The following is an 18,292-nucleotide window of genomic DNA, read 5'->3' on the forward strand; positions in this document are numbered from 1 at the left end:
ATAAACATGGGCGAAATATTAGCATGTGTTGGGGCCAATGGGTCCCCCCCCCGGGCGTCGTGCAACGGTACACACCTCTCCCCCGATCGACGGGGGAGAGGAAAGCCCCCCTTCCGCAACTGCTGCGGAGGACGGGCAGGCAGGTGAGGGGCGCGCCGACGGTTGCAAGGAATCCTGAAGCGGTGCCTTGAGAAGAACGAGGCGGGATTAAGTCAATCTTTTAAGCCAGCGCAATCCAATCTCCACCCGCAACACGGTATAAAGCCAGCCGATGCAAAATCGTTTCTTGCCCTATCTCCTGACCTTGCCCAGCCTGTTTCTGGCGGCGGTGGTTATCTTCTGGCCGGTCTGGGACCTGATCCAGATCTCGACACATGATGTCAACCGCTTCGGCCAGCTTCGCGAATTCAACGACTTCGCCAATTTCGCAGCGCTCACTGCCGATCCCGATTTTATCGCCGCGCTCTGGCGCACCGGCCAGTGGACCGTGATGGTCGTCGGCGGTGCGCTTCTCTTGTCGATCCCGGTGGCGATGATCCTCAACACCGATTTCTATGGCCGGGGTATTGCCCGCGTCATCATCATGCTGCCCTGGGCAGTGTCGCTGACCATGACCGCGGTGGTCTGGCGTTGGGCGCTGAGCGGCGAAAGCGGTATGCTGAATTCGGCGCTGATCGGCCTTGGCCTCATCGACCACAACATCCAGTGGCTGGCGAGCGCCGAGACCGCTTTCCCGATGCAGGTGCTGATCGGCATCCTGGTGACAGTGCCGTTCACGACGACGATCTTCCTTGGCGGTCTGTCGTCGATCCCCGACGATCTCTACGAGGCGGCGGCGCTCGAAGGGGCGACGCCGCTGCAGCAGTTCCGCGAGATCACCTTTCCGCTCTTAAAACCGTTCATCAACATCGCCATCGTGCTCAACACCATCTACGTCTTCAATTCCTTCCCGATCATCTGGGTGATGACGCAAGGCGGGCCGGCCAACTCGACCGATATCCTGGTCACCCATCTCTACAAGCTGGCCTTCCGCATCGGCAAACTGGGCGAAGCATCGGCGGTGTCGCTGGTGATGTTCGCCATATTGCTGGTCTTCACCATGATCTATGTGCGGCTGGCGATGCGGGAGCAACGCGCATGAGAGGCAAGATCAAGCGTTCGATCATCGCCTGGCTGCTGCTGGCGCCGCTGATCGTGGTGACGCTCTTTCCCTTCGCCGTGATGCTCCTGACCGCGGTCAAGCCAAGACAGGAAGTGCTGTCGCCGACCTGGTGGCCGAGCGAGTTCCGCTGGTCGAATTTTTCCGACATGTGGGTGGCGACCGGCTTTGGCCAGGCGCTGCTCAATTCGCTCTACGTGTCTGTAATAGCAACCGTCGGCGCGATCCTGATCTCGGTTCCAGCGGCCTATGCCATGTCGCGCTTTCGCTTTGCCGGCTACGGCGCCTTGCGCCAGTTCCTGCTGATCTCGCAGATGATCTCACCGATCGTGCTGGTGCTCGGCCTGTTCCGGCTGATGGCCGCCTGGGGCCTTGTCGAGAGCACCACCGCGCTCGGCTTCATCTACATGGCCTTCAACGTCGCCTTCACGGTTTGGATGTTGCAGAGCTATTTCGACACCATTCCGCGCGATCTCGAGGAGGCGGCCTGGATGGAAGGCGCCGGCCGCTGGCTGACCTTGCGCAAGGTGTTCTTGCCGCTCTGCCTGCCGGCGATCGCGGTGACCGCGATCTTCACCTTGATCAATGCCTGGAACGAATTTGTCGTCGCGCTCACCATGCTGCGCAGCCAGGAAAGCTACACGCTGCCGATCCAGGTGTTCTCGCTGGTCGCCGGCCGCTACACGATCGAATGGCACCACGTCATGGCGGCGACGCTGCTGGCGACCTTGCCGGTGGCGATCCTGTTCATCTGGCTGCAGCGCTACCTCGTTCGCGGGCTGGCGCTCGGAGCGGTCAAATAGCCGCTCTATTTCTTCTTTGTTTTGACGCAATTCCGGGCGGAAAACCGCTTCACCCTTTTCCTGGAATTGCTCTAGGCCCACGGAGCTTTCATGCGCATCTTCACCGCCTCGCTGGCGACGGAAACCAACACATTCTCGCCGGTGCCGACCGACCGGGCCTCGTTCGAGATGGCCTTCTATGCCGGACCCGGCAAGCATCCGGAAACGCCGACGCTGTGCTCCTCGCCGATGGTCGCGCTCCGCCGGCGCGCGGCAGCAGAAGGCCTCACCGTCATTGAGGGCACCGCCACCTGGGCCGAGCCGGGCGGCCTGGTACAGCGGCAGACCTATGAGGCGCTGCGCGATGAGATTCTCGGCCAGCTCAAGGCAGCACTGCCGGTCGATGCCGTCATCCTCGGCCTGCATGGCGCGATGGTGGCGCAAGGCTATGACGATTGCGAAGGCGATCTGCTCGAACGCGTCCGTGCAATGGTCGGGCCGGAGGTGGTGATCGCGGTGGAACTCGATCCGCACAGCCATCTGACGCCGAAGCGCGTCGCGGCTTCAGACATTCTCGCCTACTTCCTCGAATTTCCGCACACCGATTTCTACGAGCGCGGCGAACACGTCGTCGAACTCGGGCTTGCAGCAGTGCGTGGCGAGATCAAGCCGGTCATCTCGACCTTCGACTGCCGCATGATCCAGGTGCTGCCGACCAGCCGCGAGCCGATGCGCTCCTTCGTCGACCGCATCAAGGCGCTGCACGGCAAGGACGGCGTGCTGTCGGTTTCCGTCATTCACGGCTTCATGGCCGCCGATGTGGCCGAGATGGGCACGCGCATCCTTGTTGTCACCGACAACGACAAGGCCAAGGGCGACGCGCTGGCGGAACGTCTGGGGCGCGAACTCTATGCGCTGCGCGAGAAGACGGCGATGACCATGCTGAGCATCGCCGACGGCATCGATCGGGCGCTGGCGGTGCGCGCCAAGAATCCGGGCAAGCCGGTGGTCATCGCCGATATCTGGGACAATCCCGGCGGCGGCGTTCCAGGTGACGGCACCTTCGTGCTGCGCCAGATGCTGGCGCGTGGCCTGAACAATGTCGGCGTTGCGACGATCTGGGATCCGATCGCGGTCACCTTCTGCCTGGCGGCAGGCGAGGGCGCCGTCATCGACCTGCGCTTCGGCGGCAAGGCCGGGCCGCAGGCCGGCGAGCCGATCGACGCGCGCGTCAAGGTGCTGAAGGCTGTTCCAGAAGGCTGGCAGAGTTTCGGCCCGAGCCGCGTGACGCTGGGGCCGACGGCGCTGGTCCGCATCAAAGGCACCGAGGTCGACATCATCCTCAACACCAATCGCACGCAGACCTTCGAGCCGGATATCTTTTCCAATATCGCCGTCGATCCGCTGGCCAAGGACATGCTGCTGATCAAGTCGACCAATCATTTCTACGCCGGCTTCGAGCCGATCGCCGCCGAGATCATCTATGTCTCGGCGCCGAGTTCGTATCCCAGCAATCCGGCGGTGACCAACTACACCAAGCTGACGCGGCCGATATGGCCGAGGGTGACGGATCCTTGGAAGGGTGACGCAGGTGTTCTCCCCCCTTGAGGGGGAGATGTCGCCGAAGGCGACAGAGGGGGTCGTCTCTCGTCAAGCGCCAACCTTCTTCTGCCGCGGCAGGTCGAGCCCGGTCGGACCGACCCCCTCTGGCCGCTTCGCGGCCATCTCCCCCTCAAGGGGGGAGATACCCAGCGCTACATCAGCCCGCGCTTGGCCATCATCGCTTCGGGTGACGGCATCTTGCCGCGGAAGGCCGTGTAAAGCTCTTCCGGGTCCTTCGAGCCGCCGGCGGCGTAGATGTTCTTCCTCAGCCGCTCGGCGAGCGCTGGGTTGAAGGGGTCGCCGGTTTCCTCGAAGGCGGCGAAGGCGTCGGCATCGAGCACTTCCGACCACATGTAGGAGTAATAGCCAGCCGAATAGCCTTCGCCCGAGAAGACATGGCCGAAATGCGGGGTGCGATGGCGCATCGCGATGGTATCCGGCATGTCAAGCTTCTCAAGCGTTTCGGTTTCGAAACGAAGCGGCTCCTGCGGTGCATCAGGCCGCGCATGATAGGCCATGTCCATCAAGGCAGAGGCCGTGAATTCCACAGTTGCAAAGCCGGCGCCAAACGTGCGCGCGGCCAGCATCTTGTCGAGCAGCGCCTTGGGCATCGGCTTGCCGGTCTTCACATGCAAAGCGTGCTTTTCCAGCACTGCCGGCACGGTCAGCCAGTGCTCATAGAGCTGCGAGGGAAGTTCGACGAAATCGCGACTGACCGAAGTTCCGGCGACCGACGGCCAGGTGACGTCGGTCAGCATGCCGTGCAGCGCATGGCCGAACTCGTGGAACAGCGTCTTCGCCTCGTCGACCGACAGCAGAGCCGGCTCGCCCACCGGCGGCTTGGCGAAGTTCATGATGTTGTAGATCACCGGTTTCGAGCCGTGGCCGAGTCCATAGCCGGACTGCAGCGCGCTCATCCAGGCACCGGAACGCTTTGACGGCCGCGCGAAATAGTCGGCCAGGAACAAGCCGCGCTCGCTGCCGTCGGCATTCTTCACCACGAAGACGCGGGCATCCGGATGCCAGATCGCGATGCCTTTCTTCTCCACGAAGGTTATGCCGAACAGCCGTGTCGCCACGTCGAAGCAAGCGTCGATGATCCGGTCGAGTTGCAAATAGGGTTTCAGTTCGGCTTCGTCGAAGGCGAACTTTTCCGCGCGCAGTTTCTCCTGGTAGAAACGCCAGTCCCAGGCGGCGAATTTTTCGTTGCTGCCGGCTTCCGCTGCCAGTCGCTGCAGGTCGGTCTGGTCAGCCGCAGCCTTTTCCAGCGCCTTCTCCCACACCGGGTCAAGCAGCGCGTGCACCGCCTTCGGCGTCTTGGCCATGGTGTCGTCGAGCTTCAGCGCGGCGAAGGAGGCGTAGCCGAGCAGCTTTGCCTTTTCGGCGCGCAGGCGCAGCATGTCGCGCACAACGGATGTGTTGTCGGTGGCGCCGCCATTCTGGCCGCGCATGGTGAAGGCGCGGAAGGCGATCTCGCGCAGGTCGCGACGTTCGGAGAAGGTCGAGAACGGCTCATAGATCGAGCGTGACAGGGTGACGGCATAGCGGCCCTTCTGGCCGCGCATTTCGGCCGCTTCGGCCATCGAGCTTTTCAGAAAGTCCGGCAGGCCGGCAAGATCGGCCTCGTCGAGGAACAGCGCCCAGTCGCGCTCGTCAGCCAACACATTCTGGCCGAAGGTCGTGCCCAGCGAAGACAATTCCTCGTTGATCCTTGCCAGCCGCTTCTTGCCGTCGGCGTCGAGCTTGGCGCCGGATCGGACGAAGCCCTTCCAGGTCTTTTCCAGCACCCGTAGGGTCTCGGCGTCCAGCTTCAGGCTCTCGCGGCGCTGGTAGAGATCGTCAATGCGGGCAAACAGCCTCTCATTCATCGAAATCGCCGAGAAATGCCTGGACATTTTCGGCGAGATGTCGCGCTCCAGCGCCTGAATCGCCTCATTGGTGTGGGCGCCGGCGCGGCACCAGAAGATCGACGAGACACGGTCGATTGCATCGCCACCGAGTTCCAGCGCGGCAAGCGTGTTCTCGATGGTAGGCGCATCCTTGTTGCCGGCAATCGTCTCGATCTCGGCATCGTGCGCCTTCAGCGCCGCATCGAAGACCGGGGAAAAATCGCCGTCACCAATGCGCGTGAAATCGGGCAGGCCGAGCGGCCCTTGCCATGCGGTCAGCGGATGGGCGGCGAGGTCGACGGCTTTCGTGGAAGGCATGGACGGTCTTTCGCTGGTGGAGGGCAGGCAGGGCGGGTCGGTACCGATGTAGGGCGTGGCCGGCGGACCCGCAATATCGCGGTTGGCCGATATCCGCCTCAGAAGCCGTCGCAGTTCTCCGCGATCGCCGCTTGCGAACTGGCGGTGATGCGGTTGTCGGCCACTGCGAAGGTTTCCTGCATCAGCATGTCGTTGTTGGGGAAATCGTAACAGGCGACCACCGTGGTGACGCCGCCTTCGCTCTTCTCGATCCGGTGCCGGATCGCCGCACCGGCAACCGCACCTTTCCATTCGTCGATCGAGGCGATGAATTCCTGCTTGCTTTGTACGACGCCCAGGTCGTCCAGTTTGATGCGGACATCATCGGAGAGCAGGTCGGACAGTTCGGTGCGGTCGGCGACCAGCAGCGCCGAATACCAGCGGCTGATGATGGCGCGGTCGTCGGCGCGGGCGGCAATAATCGCGATCAGCAGCGCAGCCGCCGTCAAAACGGTCGACCTGATATTCACCACCTTGCGCGCCGCTGCGTTCATCCCAGCTCCGGCCGTTCGAAATCGCCGGTCTCCTTGTTCATCACCCAGAGTTCACCGGTCGAAATGTCGAACCAGGCGCCATGCAGCGACAGCCGACCCTTGCCTTCGAGGATCGAGACGCAAGGGAAGGTCCGGAGATTGGCGATGGAATAGCGAATCGAGATGCGCTCCAGCGCGGTCTGGCGCTCCGACGCCGTCATGAAGGTGCTGGAGGACACGGTTTCGGCGGCCGGTGCGATCAGGCTCATCCACTTGCCGATGAAGTCGCCGGGCGACAGCGGTGCGGAATTGGTGTCGAGCGCGGCGCGGATGCCGCCGCAGCGGCCATGGCCCATGACGACGATGTTCTTGACCTTCAGGCTCTGTACGGCGAATTCGAGCGCGGCGGAGGTCGAATGGAATTCGCCGTCCGGCGCGTAGGGCGGCACCAGATTGCCGACATTGCGCAGCACGAAGAGCTCGCCGGGCCCGGCGTCGAAGATCGCTTCGGGTGCCGCGCGGGAATCGCAACAGGCGACGATCATCGTTTCCGGCGCCTGGCCTTCGCGGGCAAGCTCGCGATAGCGTCCGCTCTCTGTGGGATAGCGGCCGGTCATGAAATTGCGGTAGCCGGCGAGAAGGTGGTCGGGGAGATGAGACATGGGCGGCGTCTGGAGCCTTTCCGGGTTGGATGCGGCAGCTCGTTGCGGTCAGAAGAGGCTCTAACGGCAAAAGCCTGTTGCGAGCAATGCAGAATTGCGGGCGCTAGCTATAAATGCATGCGCCCAGCGCGGCTCTGGGCGATGCGGTCACGCCCAGATGGCGACGGGAATGCCGAAATTGTCGGTGAGCGGCGGGTCGGGAAACGGCCTTGCCTCACCGTAGGCAATGCGACCGGCGATGAGCATCATCGCGGCCGCGTCGAGGAAATCATCGGCGGCGGCACCGCGCGGCGGCGGCTGATCGAGAAAATCCATCTCATAGCCGTGCCGGCAGAGCAGCGCCTTGCGTTCCGCCATGCCGGCCGGATTGATGCTGCCCTTGATCTTCTTCGGCAGCTGCATGGCCCGGTCGCCATTCAGCCGGCAGAAGGCGACCTCCGGATGCGATTCGAACACACGGCGGCGCAAATCGAGTCGCGAGATCAGCAGCGCGTCGATCTCGCGGATCTTGGCGAAAATGCCGAACGCCTGGATCGAAACGCCGCGCGGTGGGTCTGATGTGGTCTTGGCGACCTCGCTTGCCCTGATGTGCGCGGCATACCAGGCTTCAATGGTGGTGAAGTCGTTGGTGTCGGCATAGAGCGCGGCGCGGGACGGGATCGAGAAGACGCTGGATTGGCGTGCCCCAAGCAGCGGTCGCACCAATGCTTCCGGGCCGCGCCCGCCTTTGCTCGAAAACTCGGGCAGGCCGATCGGCATGTCGACCGCGATGACCGCATCGTCGGGGAGTGAGGCAAGCAGGGCAGCAAAGCTTGCAAAGACAGCGACGGAGGGTGCCGAATCGGGGCTACGAAGTATCGAACCGGGGTTACGAGGTGTCGAACCGAGATTACGATGTATCGAACCGGGGTCGTGCCGCACGGCGATCCAGCCGGCCTTGCAGCCGTCGACGCCGACAAGCACGGCCTTAGTCGGTATCACGCCCGGCGGTCCCGCCCTGGATGCGTGAGGTGGCGAAGCTGCACCATCGCCATCGGGTGCGACAGGCTCTGCGCATCGGTTTCGAGCTGCAGTTCGTCGCCGCCGCGCTTGGCGGTGCGCGCCAGGATCTCGTAGACCGCCGCCGTCGTCGATTGCAGCGCCTTGATCGGCGGCTGGCCGGACAGGATGCGCGCCAGGTAGACCGCCGCCGTCAGGTCGCCCAGGCCATTCGGCGGCTTGTCGATCAGGCGATGCTCGGCAAGCAGCACCTGGTTGCCGTCGAGCAGAAGATTGCCGGTGCCGCCCGTCATCATCGACGGCGCCGAGGTGACCAGCATGGTCGATGGTCCGGCATGGAGGGCGGCCGCGATCACCGATTTCAGGTCGGGCAACGGCGCGCCGGCCATCCATTCCAGTTCGTAGCGGTTGGGGGTGGCGATGTCGGCGATCGGCATCAGCCGGCCGCGCATGGCGATGGCGGTCGGTTCAGGCACATAGAGGCCGCCCGAATCACCCATCACCGGATCGCAGATATAGACGGCGTCGGGCGTCCTTGCCTTCACCGCGGCCACCAGCGAGGCGACAGCCTCGGCCTGGCCGGCCTCGCCGAGGTAGCCCGACAGCACGGCGCCAACCTCGCCCAGCCACGGCGCCCGCTCGAGATCGGCCAGCAGCGCCTTAAACTGGTCGAGCGACGGCACGATGCGCGTTGCCCGTCCATGGCCGGGATGCCAGGGCAGGATGATCGTCGGCACGGCCCAGACCGGAAAGCCCAGCGTCTCCAGCGCGAACACGGCGGCACGGTTGCCGACCGAGCCGCGTGCGACATGGCTGGAAATGACGATGACCGCACGCGGCGCGTCGGTTTGTTCGGCGCTCATTGTTGTGTGATTCCTAACTGCCCTGGATGACGTAAAGCACGAGCCAGACCATCAGGCCCAGCGCCAGCAGCAGGCCGAGTATCCGGCCAATGCGAGTGCCCCAGACTTCGATCGGATCGGCACGATCGGCATCGGCCGCGGTGATGTGATCGTGCATGCCTTTCGTGGCCCGCGCCACAAACGAGTTGCCGGCCGGATCCGTCTCGCGCGCCACGCGCTCGAGGATACGGCGCGATTCCTTCTCGCTGTCCTGGCGTTCCGCCATGATGATGTCCCGTTTCGACGGACCTTAGCGCGTTCGCACAGTCAATCACAGGGCCTTGCAACGGCATGGGGCGGGCCAGGCAAACGGCTGCCGGCCGGGCGGTTTTCTTGCGCGCCGATTGTGGTAATGCTTCGCATGCAACTTCTATTGAGGGACCCCACATGTTCGCCCAGCGCCTTACCTCACCGTCCATGTTCCGCACGCTGCCCGCGTTCCTGATGATGGCGATCGTGCTGCCGCTGCTTGCCGGCTGCGGCTACAACACCATCCCGACAGCTGAGGAAAGCGCCAAGGCGGCATGGAGCGAGGTGCTGAACCAGTATCAGCGCCGCGCCGACCTCATCCCCAACCTGGTCGAGACGGTCAAGGGCTATGCCTCGCATGAAAAGGATACGCTCGACGCGGTGGTCGAAGCGCGCGCCAAGGCGACCCAGATCACGGTGACGCCGGAAACGCTGAACGACCCCGAAACCTTCAAGAAGTTCCAGGATGCGCAGGCGGGGTTGACGAGCGCGTTGTCGCGGCTGATCGCGGTGTCGGAGGCTTATCCCGACCTCAAGGCCAATCAGAACTTCCTGGCGCTGCAGGCGCAGCTCGAAGGCACCGAGAACCGGATCGCGGTGGCGCGGCGCGATTACATTCAGGCGGTGCGGGATTATAATCTGACGTTGAGGACCTTCCCGTCGGTGCTGTGGGCGACCTTCTGGTTCCGCGGCAACCAGCCTTTCGCCAATTTCACCATCGAGGACGACAAGTTGCAGACGCCGAAGGTCGATTTCGGCACGAAGCAGGGTGGGTGATCCGCGACTGTCATCGGAATAAATCCCGCGAAATGACGGACCGCTGGCGTGCAAACACCCCCCTCTGTCCTGCCGGACATCTCCCCCTCAAGGGGGGAGATTGGCAGTTTCGAGCGCATTGCTCATCCTTGTGCGTCGGTGATTGGCGAAGGCCGGTGTGACGTCCAATCTCCCCACTTGAGGGGGAGATGTCCGGCAGGACAGAGGGGGGCGCCACGGAATACCTACCTTTCCTTTCTTAGCCTTCTTGCCAGCCTCTTCTTCCTCCCGATCACCGCCCTCGCCGCAGACCTCCCAGCCCTGACCGGCCGTGTCGTCGACAATGCCGGCATCATCGATGCCGCGACCAGGGCGGCGCTGACGCAGAAGCTGGCCGACTTCGAGACAAAGGGCTCCGACCAAATCGTCGTGGCGACGATCCCCAGCCTCGACGGCGAGGAGATCGAGCCCTACGCCAACCGGCTGTTCCGGTTCTGGAAGCTCGGCCAGGCGAAGGAGAACAACGGCGTCCTGCTGCTGGTGGCCCCGAACGACCGCAAGATGCGCATCGAGGTGGGCTATGGCCTTGAAGGCACGCTGACCGACTTGCATACCAAGCTGATCATCGAAAACGACATGGTGCCAGCCTTCCGCGCCGGTGATTTCTCCGGCGGCATATCCAAGGCCGTCGACGACATGGTCATGGTGCTGGAAGGCAATCCGGAGGAGCTGGAGGCGCGCGGCGAGCGCAACCAGCAGGCGCCGTTTGATTCCGACGACCTGTTCTTCGCCGTCTTCATCAGCATCTGGGCGATCATCTTCTTCGGCAGCATCGCGATTTCCGTCCTGCCGCCGATCTTCGGCCAGAAGCTCGGTCCCGGCCGCTACCGTTGGCTCGGCATGACCTTCGAGCCAAGCCGGCGATCCTCCGGTGGCGGCTGGTCGTCGGGAAGCTCCGGCGGCGGTTGGTCTTCGGGTGGCGGCGGCGGCTTTTCCGGCGGCGGCGGTTCGTCCGGTGGCGGCGGCTCGTCGGGAAGCTGGTGATGGCATGACGATCCGCAGCATCAGCTCGTCGACATCGAGCCGCCCGGCAGCGGCGATCGGCAGTGCCTTGATCATACTGGCTGCCGTGCTGTTCTCCTGTTTCACGGCCTGCGCTGCCGAACTCCCAGCCCTGACCGGCCGTGTCGTCGACAATGCCGGCATCATCGATGCCGCGACCAGGGCGTCGCTGACCCAGAAGCTCGCCGATTTTCAGACAAAAGGCTCCGACCAGATCGTCGTCGCGACGATCTCGAGCCTCGACGGCGAGGAGATCGAGCCCTACGCCAACCGGCTGTTCCGGTTCTGGAAACTCGGCCAGGCGGGCGAGAACAATGGCGTGCTTTTGCTGGTGGCCCAGAACGACCGCAAGATGCGCATCGAGGTCGGCTACGGGCTCGAAGGCACGCTGACCGACCTGCACACCAAGTTGATCATCGAAAACGACATGGTGCCGGCCTTCCGCGCCGGTGATTTCTCCGGCGGCATATCCAAGGCCGTCGACGACATGATCATGGTGCTGGAAGGCAATCCGGAGGAGCTGGAGGCACGCGGCCGCCGCAATCCCGCTGACAACAGCATTTCTATCGACCCAATATTCGCGGTGTTCCTGATCCTGTGGGCGACGATGTTCTTCGGCGGGATGGCGATGGCATTCCTGCCGCCGATGTTCGGCACAAAGCTGTCGCCGGGCGTGTACAAATGGCTGGGCATGACCTTTCGCTACGGCCGCGGACCGAACGGGTCGGGCGGCAGGAGCGGCTGGACAACGGGTTCGTCGTCGGCCGGCGGCTGGTCGTCCGGAAGTTCGAGCAGTGGCTGGTCTTCGGGGTCGAGCAGCAGTGGCGGTTTTTCCGGCGGCGGCGGCTCATCCGGTGGTGGCGGTTCTTCAGGAAGCTGGTGAGACAAATCATGGCAACACGACCAATCAGCCCGCAGGATCATGAGCGCATCGCCACCGCGATCCGCACCGCCGAATCGAAAACCGACGGCGAGATCTACTGCGTCGTGGCGCATGCCAGCGACGGCTATTTCTTCCCGGCTGCCTTCATGGCGACCGTGTGTATGCTGATCGTCAGTCTGGCCGTCGGCTACGGGCTGGAGACCTGGTGGCTGTCGATCCGGCTGCCGCATTTCGTCCTCGCCCAGCTCCTGGCGCTGGCGTGCGTGCTGGCCTTGTTGTGGGCGATGCCCGGCCTGCGCATCCATCTGGTGCCGAGGCGGCTGCGCTACCAGGCGGCGCATGCCAATGCGATCAAGCAGTTCCTCGCCCGCAACGTCCACCGCACCACGGCGCGCACCGGGGTGCTGGTCTTCGTCTCAATCGCCGAACGCTATGCCGAAGTGGTCGCCGATTCGGGCATCGATGCCAAGGTCGGCCAGCCTGTCTGGGATGGCGTCGTGCGCGATCTCACCGCGCATGCCGGCGACGACCGGCTTGCCGACGGCTTCGTCAAGGCGATCGAGCAGGTGGGGGCGGTGCTTGCCGAACATTTCCCGGTCACGGCGGGTGACGGCAACGAACTGGACGACCATCTGGTCGAAATCTGAGTTCTTCCAGAGAGATTTCGAAGGCGCCTCACTGATGCGATGATCGCCTGTGAGAAAGCCGGCGGCGGGCCGCCCGGACTCTTGCAATCGGGCGATGCGGGTTTATGGTTAACAAATCATGAATACGCTGACCATCGACATCAGGAAGGCCGACCCGCGCGATGCCAGTGCCATCGCCGAGGTGCATCTGGAGGCCTGGCGCGGCGCCTATTCCGGCATCATTCCGCACCGAACCCTGACATCGATGATCAACCGCCGCGGCGCCGACTGGTGGGCGAATGCGATTCGCCGCGCCGCCACCGTTCTGGTCGTCGAAATCGGCGGCAAGATCGCCGGCTATGCGACGATCGGCAAGAACCGTGCCCGCGAACTGCGCCAGCAGGGCGAAATCTACGAATTGTACCTGCGGCCGGAATATCAGGGCATCGGGCTTGGGAGCCGGCTGTTCGCGGCGGCCAGGGCGCGTCTGGCCGATCACGGGCTGAAAGGCATGGTGGTTTGGGCGCTGGAAGACAACCAGAACGCGCTTGCCTTCTATGCCGGCGCCGGCGGCCGCGATGTCGCTGAGGGCGTTGAGATCTTCGAGCAGAAGGCGCTGAAGAAGGTCGCTTTCGTCTGGGAATGACAGCCCGGCTTTTCGGCCGCCCGCGTCTTCCGATCACACCCAGCACCATTCGCCGCATTGCACCATGGCGCGCCGCCCGCTATCGATCTCTCATCAAAAGAGGGACAAAGCCATGCGCATTGAAGCCATAGCCATCGGAAAGAATCCGCCGGAGGACATCAACGTCATCATCGAGGTGCCGATCGGCGGCGAGCCGATCAAGTACGAGATGGACAAGGAGGCCGGCACACTGTTCGTCGACCGCTTCCTGCACACCTCGATGCGCTACCCCGGCAATTACGGCTTCGTGCCGCACACGCTGTCGGGTGACGGCGATCCGATCGACGTGCTGGTCTGCAACACGCGCGCGCTGGTGCCCGGCTGCGTCATCAACGTCAGGCCGATCGGCGTGCTCGTGATGGAAGACAATGCCGGCCAGGACGAGAAGGTGATCGCCGTGCCGTCACCAAAACTGACGCTGCGCTACGAAAACGTCACCGAATACACCCATCTGCCCGATATCACGCGCCAGCAGGTGCAGCACTTCTTCGAGCACTACAAGGATCTCGAGCCCGGAAAATGGGTCAAGATCGAAGGCTGGCACGATTCCAAATATGCCAAGAAGATGATCGTCGACGCGATCGAGCGGGCGAAGAAGAGCAAGTAGCTAGCTGTGAGCTTTCAGAGGGTTGTCCATGTCGCGGCATGGATCCTCGGGTCTGCGCCACGTCGCTGCGCTCCTTGCTCCGCCCGTGGATGACGAAGTGGTGCTCAGTTATCCACCCGGCCGAAAGCCGGCACGCTGCCGATGACGGTGTGCCTGTCCTTGCCGCAGGCGAAGGTTCGCGCCTTGTCGTCGGCAAGCTTGCGCGCCTGGTCGTTGGCGGCGGGATTGCCGGTGGCCAGCACCAGGCCGACCGTGCAGCCGTCGCGGGCACCCATCTGGCCGACCTTGGCGACGAGCAGCACTTCGGTCGGCTTTTTTTCGTCGTCCAGGTTGCTGATCGAGCGGCGGTGGATGGCGGCAAAGGGCACTGCGGTCCCGCCCTTGGTCTCGATGCGCCATTCGATCTTGGCTCCGGATGAATTGAAACCGGAAAAGCTTTCCCAGACCGTTGTCATGTCGCCGCCGGGCGGAAAACCGTAAAACAGCGATTCACGGGCATCGTCATAGGCGATCAGCACGGGATAGCCGCGATAACCCGAACAGGCGAGTTCGGCCCAGTCGCCGTCGCCTTCTTCGGCCTGCGCATAGGTCACGCAATCCTTCTTCGAGTCGAGATCGGTATAGGCGCTTGCAATGCCGTCGGCGTGTGCAGCCTGGCAGAAGCCGGCGAGGGTGAGCGAAATCAGCAGGCTACGCATCGCGGGACATCTCCGTTGGAGGCTGTCCTAGCGTATCGCCTGCCGCTATTTCTTCAAGCTGGCTTCGATCAGCAGATCGGCGTTGCGGGCGACCGACTGGGCCGGGCCGCCGAGCCCAAACAGCTGGCCGCTGATATAGGCGCCTTCGATCAGGAGCAGCAGGCCATCGCCGAGCGTGTCAGGGTCTTGCGCGCCCATCGCAACCGCCATGGCGCGCAGGCGGCGGCGCAATTCCTGCTTGTTGGCCTCGCTGACCACGCGGGCCGGATGGCTGTGGTCGGGATATTCGACCGCTGCATTGGTCATGCCGCAGCCGCGATAGTCCGCCACTTGCGTGCGCTTGCCGATGCGGGTCAGGAAAGCCTTGATCTGCGCGCGCGGGTCGCCGGGATGAGCGGCGACCGCCTCATCGAAACGCTCCCAGTATTCACGGTCGTATTGCCTGAGATAGGAAGCGGCCAACTCATCCTTGGACGGAAAGCTACGATAGAGGCTGGGCTTGGTGACACCGGCGCGCTTGACGATCTCGTCGACGCCGATCGCCCTGATGCCGCGCCGATAGAACAAGTCATAGGCCACATCGAGGATCTTCTTGGCGGCTTTCGGCGGTGCCGATGCATGACTACCCCTGATGGTCAGATCAATATTTTTGTCCGTTGGCATCGTGTGACTCGATTGACAATGTTACCGATCGGTACGATACAGGTTCCCACTCTGCAACGTACCGGTCAGTAACATGATAACTCAATCCCGCCCCTTTGGCCAGCGCTACGCCTTTGTCGTGGTTGGCGTCATCTTCCTCTGCCTGCTGGTCGCGGCCGGCCTGCGGTCCGCGCCCGCGGTCATGATGCTGCCGCTGGAGAACAGTTTCGGCTGGCGGCGCGACGTCATCTCGCTGGCCGCTGGTGTCGGTATCCTGCTTTACGGTCTCACCGGTCCGTTTGCCGCAGCCCTGATGGAGCGCATCGGTCTGCGCCGCACGCTGCTCGCCTCTCTGATGGTGATGTCGGGCTCCACCGCGCTCAGCCTGCTGATGACTAAGCCCTGGCATCTGTTCATCACCTGGGGCGTGTTCTCGGGCATTGGTTCCGGCGCTGTCGCGAGCGTGCTCGGTGCCACCATCGTCAATCGCTGGTTCAAGACCAATCGCGGCCTAGTCATGGGATTGATGTCGGCCTCCAGCGCCTCGGGCATGCTAGTGTTCCTGCCGATGATCGCCGCCCTGGCGCAGTCGGGTGGCTGGCAGCCGGTCGTCATTGCGGTCGCGATCGCCACCGCGGCTCTGATACCGCTGGTCTGGCTGCTGGTGCCGGAGCGTCCGGCTTCAATAGGCATGGTGCGCTACGGCGCCGAGGCCGACGACGTGCCGCCGACATCGCCTGCGTCGCAAGGCAATTTCCTCGCGCATACGCTCAACACGCTGCGCCGCGCCGCCGGCACAAGGGTGTTCTGGTATCTGTTCGCCACCTTCTTCGTCTGCGGCTTCACCACCAACGGTCTGGTCGGTACCCATCTGATCGCCTTCTGCGGCGACATGGGCATCGGCGAAGTTCAGGCCGCCGGGCTGCTGTCGATGATGGGCATTTTCGACCTGATCGGTACGACGCTGTCGGGCTGGCTCACCGACCGCTACGATCCGCGCAAGCTGCTTGGCGTCTATTACGGCATTCGCGGCCTGTCGCTGATCTATCTGCCCTATTCCGGCTTCTCGGCGACCAGCCTGATCATCTTCGCCGTGCTCTACGGCCTTGACTGGATCGCCACCGTGCCGCCGACGCTGAGGCTCGCCAATGAGGCGTTCGGCGATCGCAGCGGGCCGATCGTGTTCGGCTGGATCGTTGCCGGCCACCAGATCGGCGCGGCCACCGCCGCCGCTTTCGGCGGCACCATGCGCGAGTTGCAGGGCAATTACGAACTGGCCTTCCTGATTGCCGGCATGACGGCGATTGCCGCCGCCTGTATCTCGCTGCTGATCAACACGAGCCGGCCGGCTTTCGATCCGGAGCCGCAGGCGGCGTAGCTGCGACGGCGGAGCGCCAATCTCCCTCCTTGAGGGGGAGATGGCCGCGAAGCGGCCAGAGGGGGTCGGTCCGACCGGGCTCGGCCTCCTGGTGCAGATGGAGGTCGGCGCTCTATGCGAGGCGACCCCGTCTGTCGCCTTCGGCGACATCTCCGCCTCGAGGGGGGAGATCACCCTGTTCACTGTTATCAAACCTTCATCATCCCGAGATGCGCCTGAAACATTGACGCTGGATCTTGGTGGCACCGTTCAAGCCATCCAGGAAACAGCCATGAACAAGCTCTCGATGACCCGCCGCGCCTTCGTCACCTCCGCCAGCGCCGTTGGCCTGGCCGGGGTCTCGAGCCTGGCGCTGCCATACTATTCGCGCGCCAATCAGCGGCCGGTCTTCACCCATGGCGTCCAGTCGGGCGATGTCGACGCCACCAGCGGCATGGTGTGGACGCGCACCGACCGCCCGTCGCGCGTCATGTTCGAGGTGTCGTCGACGGAGAATTTCGCCAATGCGACGCGCCTGGCGCCGCTCGATACGTCGCCGGCCAGCGACTACACGGTCAAGCGGCTGCTCACCGACCTCGCTTCCGATCAGGACATCTTCTACCGCATGACATCAGCCGATCTCGCCGACATCAACGCCGTCTCCGAGCCGATCACCGGCCGCTTCAGGACGGCGCCGGCCTCGAAGCGCGACATCCGCTTTGCCTGGTCGGGCGACACCGCCGGCCAGGGCTGGGGCATCGACGAGACCGGCATGAAGACCTACGCCACGATCGGCAAGCACACGCCCGACTTCTTCCTGCATTCAGGCGACACCATCTACGCCGACGGCGCCATGAAGGACGAGGTTGACCTGCCCGGCGGCGGCAAGTGGAAGAACGTCGTGCTGATCGACGGCAAGCGCAAGGTCGCCGAGACACTGGACGAGTACCGGGACCAGTGGAAATACAACATGATGGACAGGAACGTGCTCGGCCTGAGCGCCATCTGCCCGACCTTCTACCAGTGGGACGACCACGAAGTGCTCAACAACTGGTCGGATTCGAAGGATCTCAGCGCCGACAATCGCTACACGGAGAAATCCATCCACGTGCTGGCGGCACGTGCGGCGCGCGCCTTCCATGAAATGACGACGATCCGCTACGAACCGTCCGAGCCCGGCCGCGTCTATCGCAAGATCGCCTACGGGCCGCTGCTCGACGTGTTCTTCCTCGACATGCGGTCCTATCGCGGCCCCAATGGTCCGGACATGCAGGATGAGATGACGCCGCAATCGCGCATGCTCGGCGAACAGCAGACGAAATGGCTGAAGCGCGAACTGGCCAATTCGAAGGCGACCTGGAAAATCATCGCTGCCGACATGCCGCTCGGCCTAGTCGTCTGGGACGATGGCACCAAGAAGGTCGGCGCCGAAGCGGTCAGCAATGGCGATAATGGCTTGCCAAAGGGACGCGAACTTGAGATCGCCGACCTGCTGCGCTTCATCAAGAATGCCGGCATCAGCAACACCGTCTGGCTAACCGCCGACGTGCATTACACGGCCGCTCACCACTACAACCCGGACAAGGCGCAGTTCCAGGATTTCAATCCGTTCTGGGAATTCGTGTCGGGCCCGATCCATGCCGGCACGTTCGGCCCCAACGATTTCGACATGACCTTCGGGCCGGAACTGAAGTTCATCAAGGCGCCGACTGCCGAACAGGGTCAGAACCTGCCGCCATCGGCGGGCCTGCAATTCTTCGGGCTGGTCGATATTTCAGGCGCCAGCGAGCAGATGACCGTGCGGCTGATGGATCGCGACGACAATGAACTCTACAAGGTGACGCTCGACCCGGTGCGGTCGGCGTAAACGCACTTTTCGCCGGCTTCGCAAAGCGAAGCTGG

The 18,292-nt window shown here is 63.5% G+C and carries 19 protein-coding genes; 11 read left to right on the forward strand and 8 right to left on the reverse strand.

All coding sequences use genetic code 11. The annotated features are described in order from the left end of the window. Positions 1 to 271: 271 nt before the first annotated feature. From NKI38_RS20505 to NKI38_RS20515, 3 genes are all read left to right on the forward strand, one after another. On the forward strand, positions 272 to 1,141 hold the full coding sequence (locus NKI38_RS20505; protein WP_352636191.1) for a carbohydrate ABC transporter permease: 870 nt from the start codon (positions 272 to 274) through the stop codon (positions 1,139 to 1,141). Next, the gene (locus NKI38_RS20510; RefSeq protein ID WP_352660011.1) at positions 1,138 to 1,962 is read left to right on the forward strand and encodes a carbohydrate ABC transporter permease; all 825 of its coding nucleotides are present in this window, start codon (positions 1,138 to 1,140) and stop codon (positions 1,960 to 1,962) included. Before NKI38_RS20505 ends, NKI38_RS20510 begins: the two co-directional genes overlap by 4 nt. A 90-nt stretch (positions 1,963 to 2,052) precedes the next feature. Continuing rightward, positions 2,053 to 3,549, forward strand: a complete 1,497-nt coding sequence (locus tag NKI38_RS20515) for a M81 family metallopeptidase (protein ID WP_352660012.1) — start codon at positions 2,053 to 2,055, stop codon at positions 3,547 to 3,549. 146 nt (positions 3,550 to 3,695) lie between these two features. Here NKI38_RS20515 and NKI38_RS20520 read toward each other — a convergent pair whose 3' ends face one another. The 6 genes from NKI38_RS20520 to NKI38_RS20545 all read right to left on the reverse strand — a co-directional run bounded on the left by NKI38_RS20520 (position 3,696) and on the right by NKI38_RS20545 (position 9,051). Continuing rightward, positions 3,696 to 5,750 (reverse strand): M3 family metallopeptidase, encoded by a 2,055-nt coding sequence (locus tag NKI38_RS20520; protein WP_352660013.1) that lies wholly within the window; start codon positions 5,748 to 5,750, stop codon positions 3,696 to 3,698. Between the two features lie 98 nt (positions 5,751 to 5,848). Continuing rightward, the gene (locus NKI38_RS20525) at positions 5,849 to 6,283 is read right to left on the reverse strand and encodes a nuclear transport factor 2 family protein (RefSeq protein WP_352660014.1); all 435 of its coding nucleotides are present in this window, start codon (positions 6,281 to 6,283) and stop codon (positions 5,849 to 5,851) included. Next, entirely contained in the window at positions 6,280 to 6,924 is a 645-nt protein-coding gene (locus NKI38_RS20530; protein WP_352636201.1) for a carbonic anhydrase, read from the reverse strand. Before NKI38_RS20530 ends, NKI38_RS20525 begins: the two co-directional genes overlap by 4 nt. Positions 6,925 to 7,071: 147 nt before the next feature. Further along, complete coding sequence (locus tag NKI38_RS20535) at positions 7,072 to 7,905, reverse strand: DUF429 domain-containing protein (RefSeq protein ID WP_352660015.1); 834 nt, start codon at positions 7,903 to 7,905, stop codon at positions 7,072 to 7,074. After that, positions 7,902 to 8,786 carry a pyridoxal kinase PdxY gene (gene pdxY / locus NKI38_RS20540; RefSeq protein WP_352660017.1) on the reverse strand — a complete coding sequence of 295 codons (885 nt, stop codon included), beginning with the start codon at positions 8,784 to 8,786 and terminating at the stop codon, positions 7,902 to 7,904. The genes NKI38_RS20535 and pdxY overlap by 4 nt, the downstream gene beginning before the upstream one ends. Before the next feature lie 13 nt (positions 8,787 to 8,799). Further along, positions 8,800 to 9,051: a hypothetical protein gene (locus NKI38_RS20545; protein ID WP_352660018.1), complete on the reverse strand. Its 252-nt coding sequence runs from the start codon at positions 9,049 to 9,051 to the stop codon at positions 8,800 to 8,802. 161 nt (positions 9,052 to 9,212) lie between these two features. Here NKI38_RS20545 and NKI38_RS20550 point away from each other — a divergent pair, with 161 nt between their 5' ends. The 6 genes from NKI38_RS20550 (at position 9,213) to ppa (ending at position 13,693) form a co-directional block, all read left to right on the forward strand. After that, positions 9,213 to 9,851, forward strand: a complete 639-nt coding sequence (locus NKI38_RS20550; RefSeq protein WP_352660020.1) for a LemA family protein — start codon at positions 9,213 to 9,215, stop codon at positions 9,849 to 9,851. A gap of 177 nt (positions 9,852 to 10,028) precedes the next feature. Further along, positions 10,029 to 10,874: a TPM domain-containing protein gene (locus tag NKI38_RS20555; RefSeq protein ID WP_352660022.1), complete on the forward strand. Its 846-nt coding sequence runs from the start codon at positions 10,029 to 10,031 to the stop codon at positions 10,872 to 10,874. 4 nt (positions 10,875 to 10,878) lie between these two features. Then, positions 10,879 to 11,775, forward strand: a complete 897-nt coding sequence (locus NKI38_RS20560; protein ID WP_352660024.1) for a TPM domain-containing protein — start codon at positions 10,879 to 10,881, stop codon at positions 11,773 to 11,775. An 8-nt stretch (positions 11,776 to 11,783) separates the two neighbouring features. Next, on the forward strand, positions 11,784 to 12,422 hold the full coding sequence (locus tag NKI38_RS20565; RefSeq protein ID WP_352660025.1) for a TPM domain-containing protein: 639 nt from the start codon (positions 11,784 to 11,786) through the stop codon (positions 12,420 to 12,422). 118 nt (positions 12,423 to 12,540) lie between these two features. Continuing rightward, complete coding sequence (locus NKI38_RS20570) at positions 12,541 to 13,047, forward strand: GNAT family N-acetyltransferase (protein ID WP_056586049.1); 507 nt, start codon at positions 12,541 to 12,543, stop codon at positions 13,045 to 13,047. 112 nt (positions 13,048 to 13,159) lie between these two features. After that, a complete protein-coding gene (ppa, locus tag NKI38_RS20575) occupies positions 13,160 to 13,693 on the forward strand; it encodes an inorganic diphosphatase (protein ID WP_258590510.1) in 534 nt (177 codons plus the stop codon). Positions 13,694 to 13,797: 104 nt separating this feature from the next. On the opposite strand, the gene NKI38_RS20580 is transcribed toward ppa, so the two are convergent. Together NKI38_RS20580 and NKI38_RS20585 are read right to left on the reverse strand one after the other, a co-directional pair. After that, complete coding sequence (locus NKI38_RS20580; RefSeq protein ID WP_352660027.1) at positions 13,798 to 14,391, reverse strand: hypothetical protein; 594 nt, start codon at positions 14,389 to 14,391, stop codon at positions 13,798 to 13,800. Positions 14,392 to 14,436: 45 nt separating this feature from the next. Continuing rightward, positions 14,437 to 15,054 (reverse strand): TetR/AcrR family transcriptional regulator, encoded by a 618-nt coding sequence (locus tag NKI38_RS20585; RefSeq protein WP_352660029.1) that lies wholly within the window; start codon positions 15,052 to 15,054, stop codon positions 14,437 to 14,439. 73 nt (positions 15,055 to 15,127) lie between these two features. On the opposite strand from NKI38_RS20585, the gene NKI38_RS20590 reads away from it, so the two are divergent. Both NKI38_RS20590 and NKI38_RS20595 read left to right on the forward strand, forming a co-directional pair. Further along, positions 15,128 to 16,411 (forward strand): MFS transporter, encoded by a 1,284-nt coding sequence (locus NKI38_RS20590; RefSeq protein ID WP_352660030.1) that lies wholly within the window; start codon positions 15,128 to 15,130, stop codon positions 16,409 to 16,411. A 271-nt stretch (positions 16,412 to 16,682) separates the two neighbouring features. Further along, positions 16,683 to 18,257 (forward strand): alkaline phosphatase D family protein, encoded by a 1,575-nt coding sequence (locus NKI38_RS20595; RefSeq protein WP_352660087.1) that lies wholly within the window; start codon positions 16,683 to 16,685, stop codon positions 18,255 to 18,257. The last annotated feature ends 35 nt before the right edge of the window (positions 18,258 to 18,292 follow it).

Origin of the sequence: Mesorhizobium sp. M0621 (assembly GCF_040320745.1) — a bacterium.
GTDB lineage: Bacteria > Pseudomonadota > Alphaproteobacteria > Rhizobiales > Rhizobiaceae > Mesorhizobium.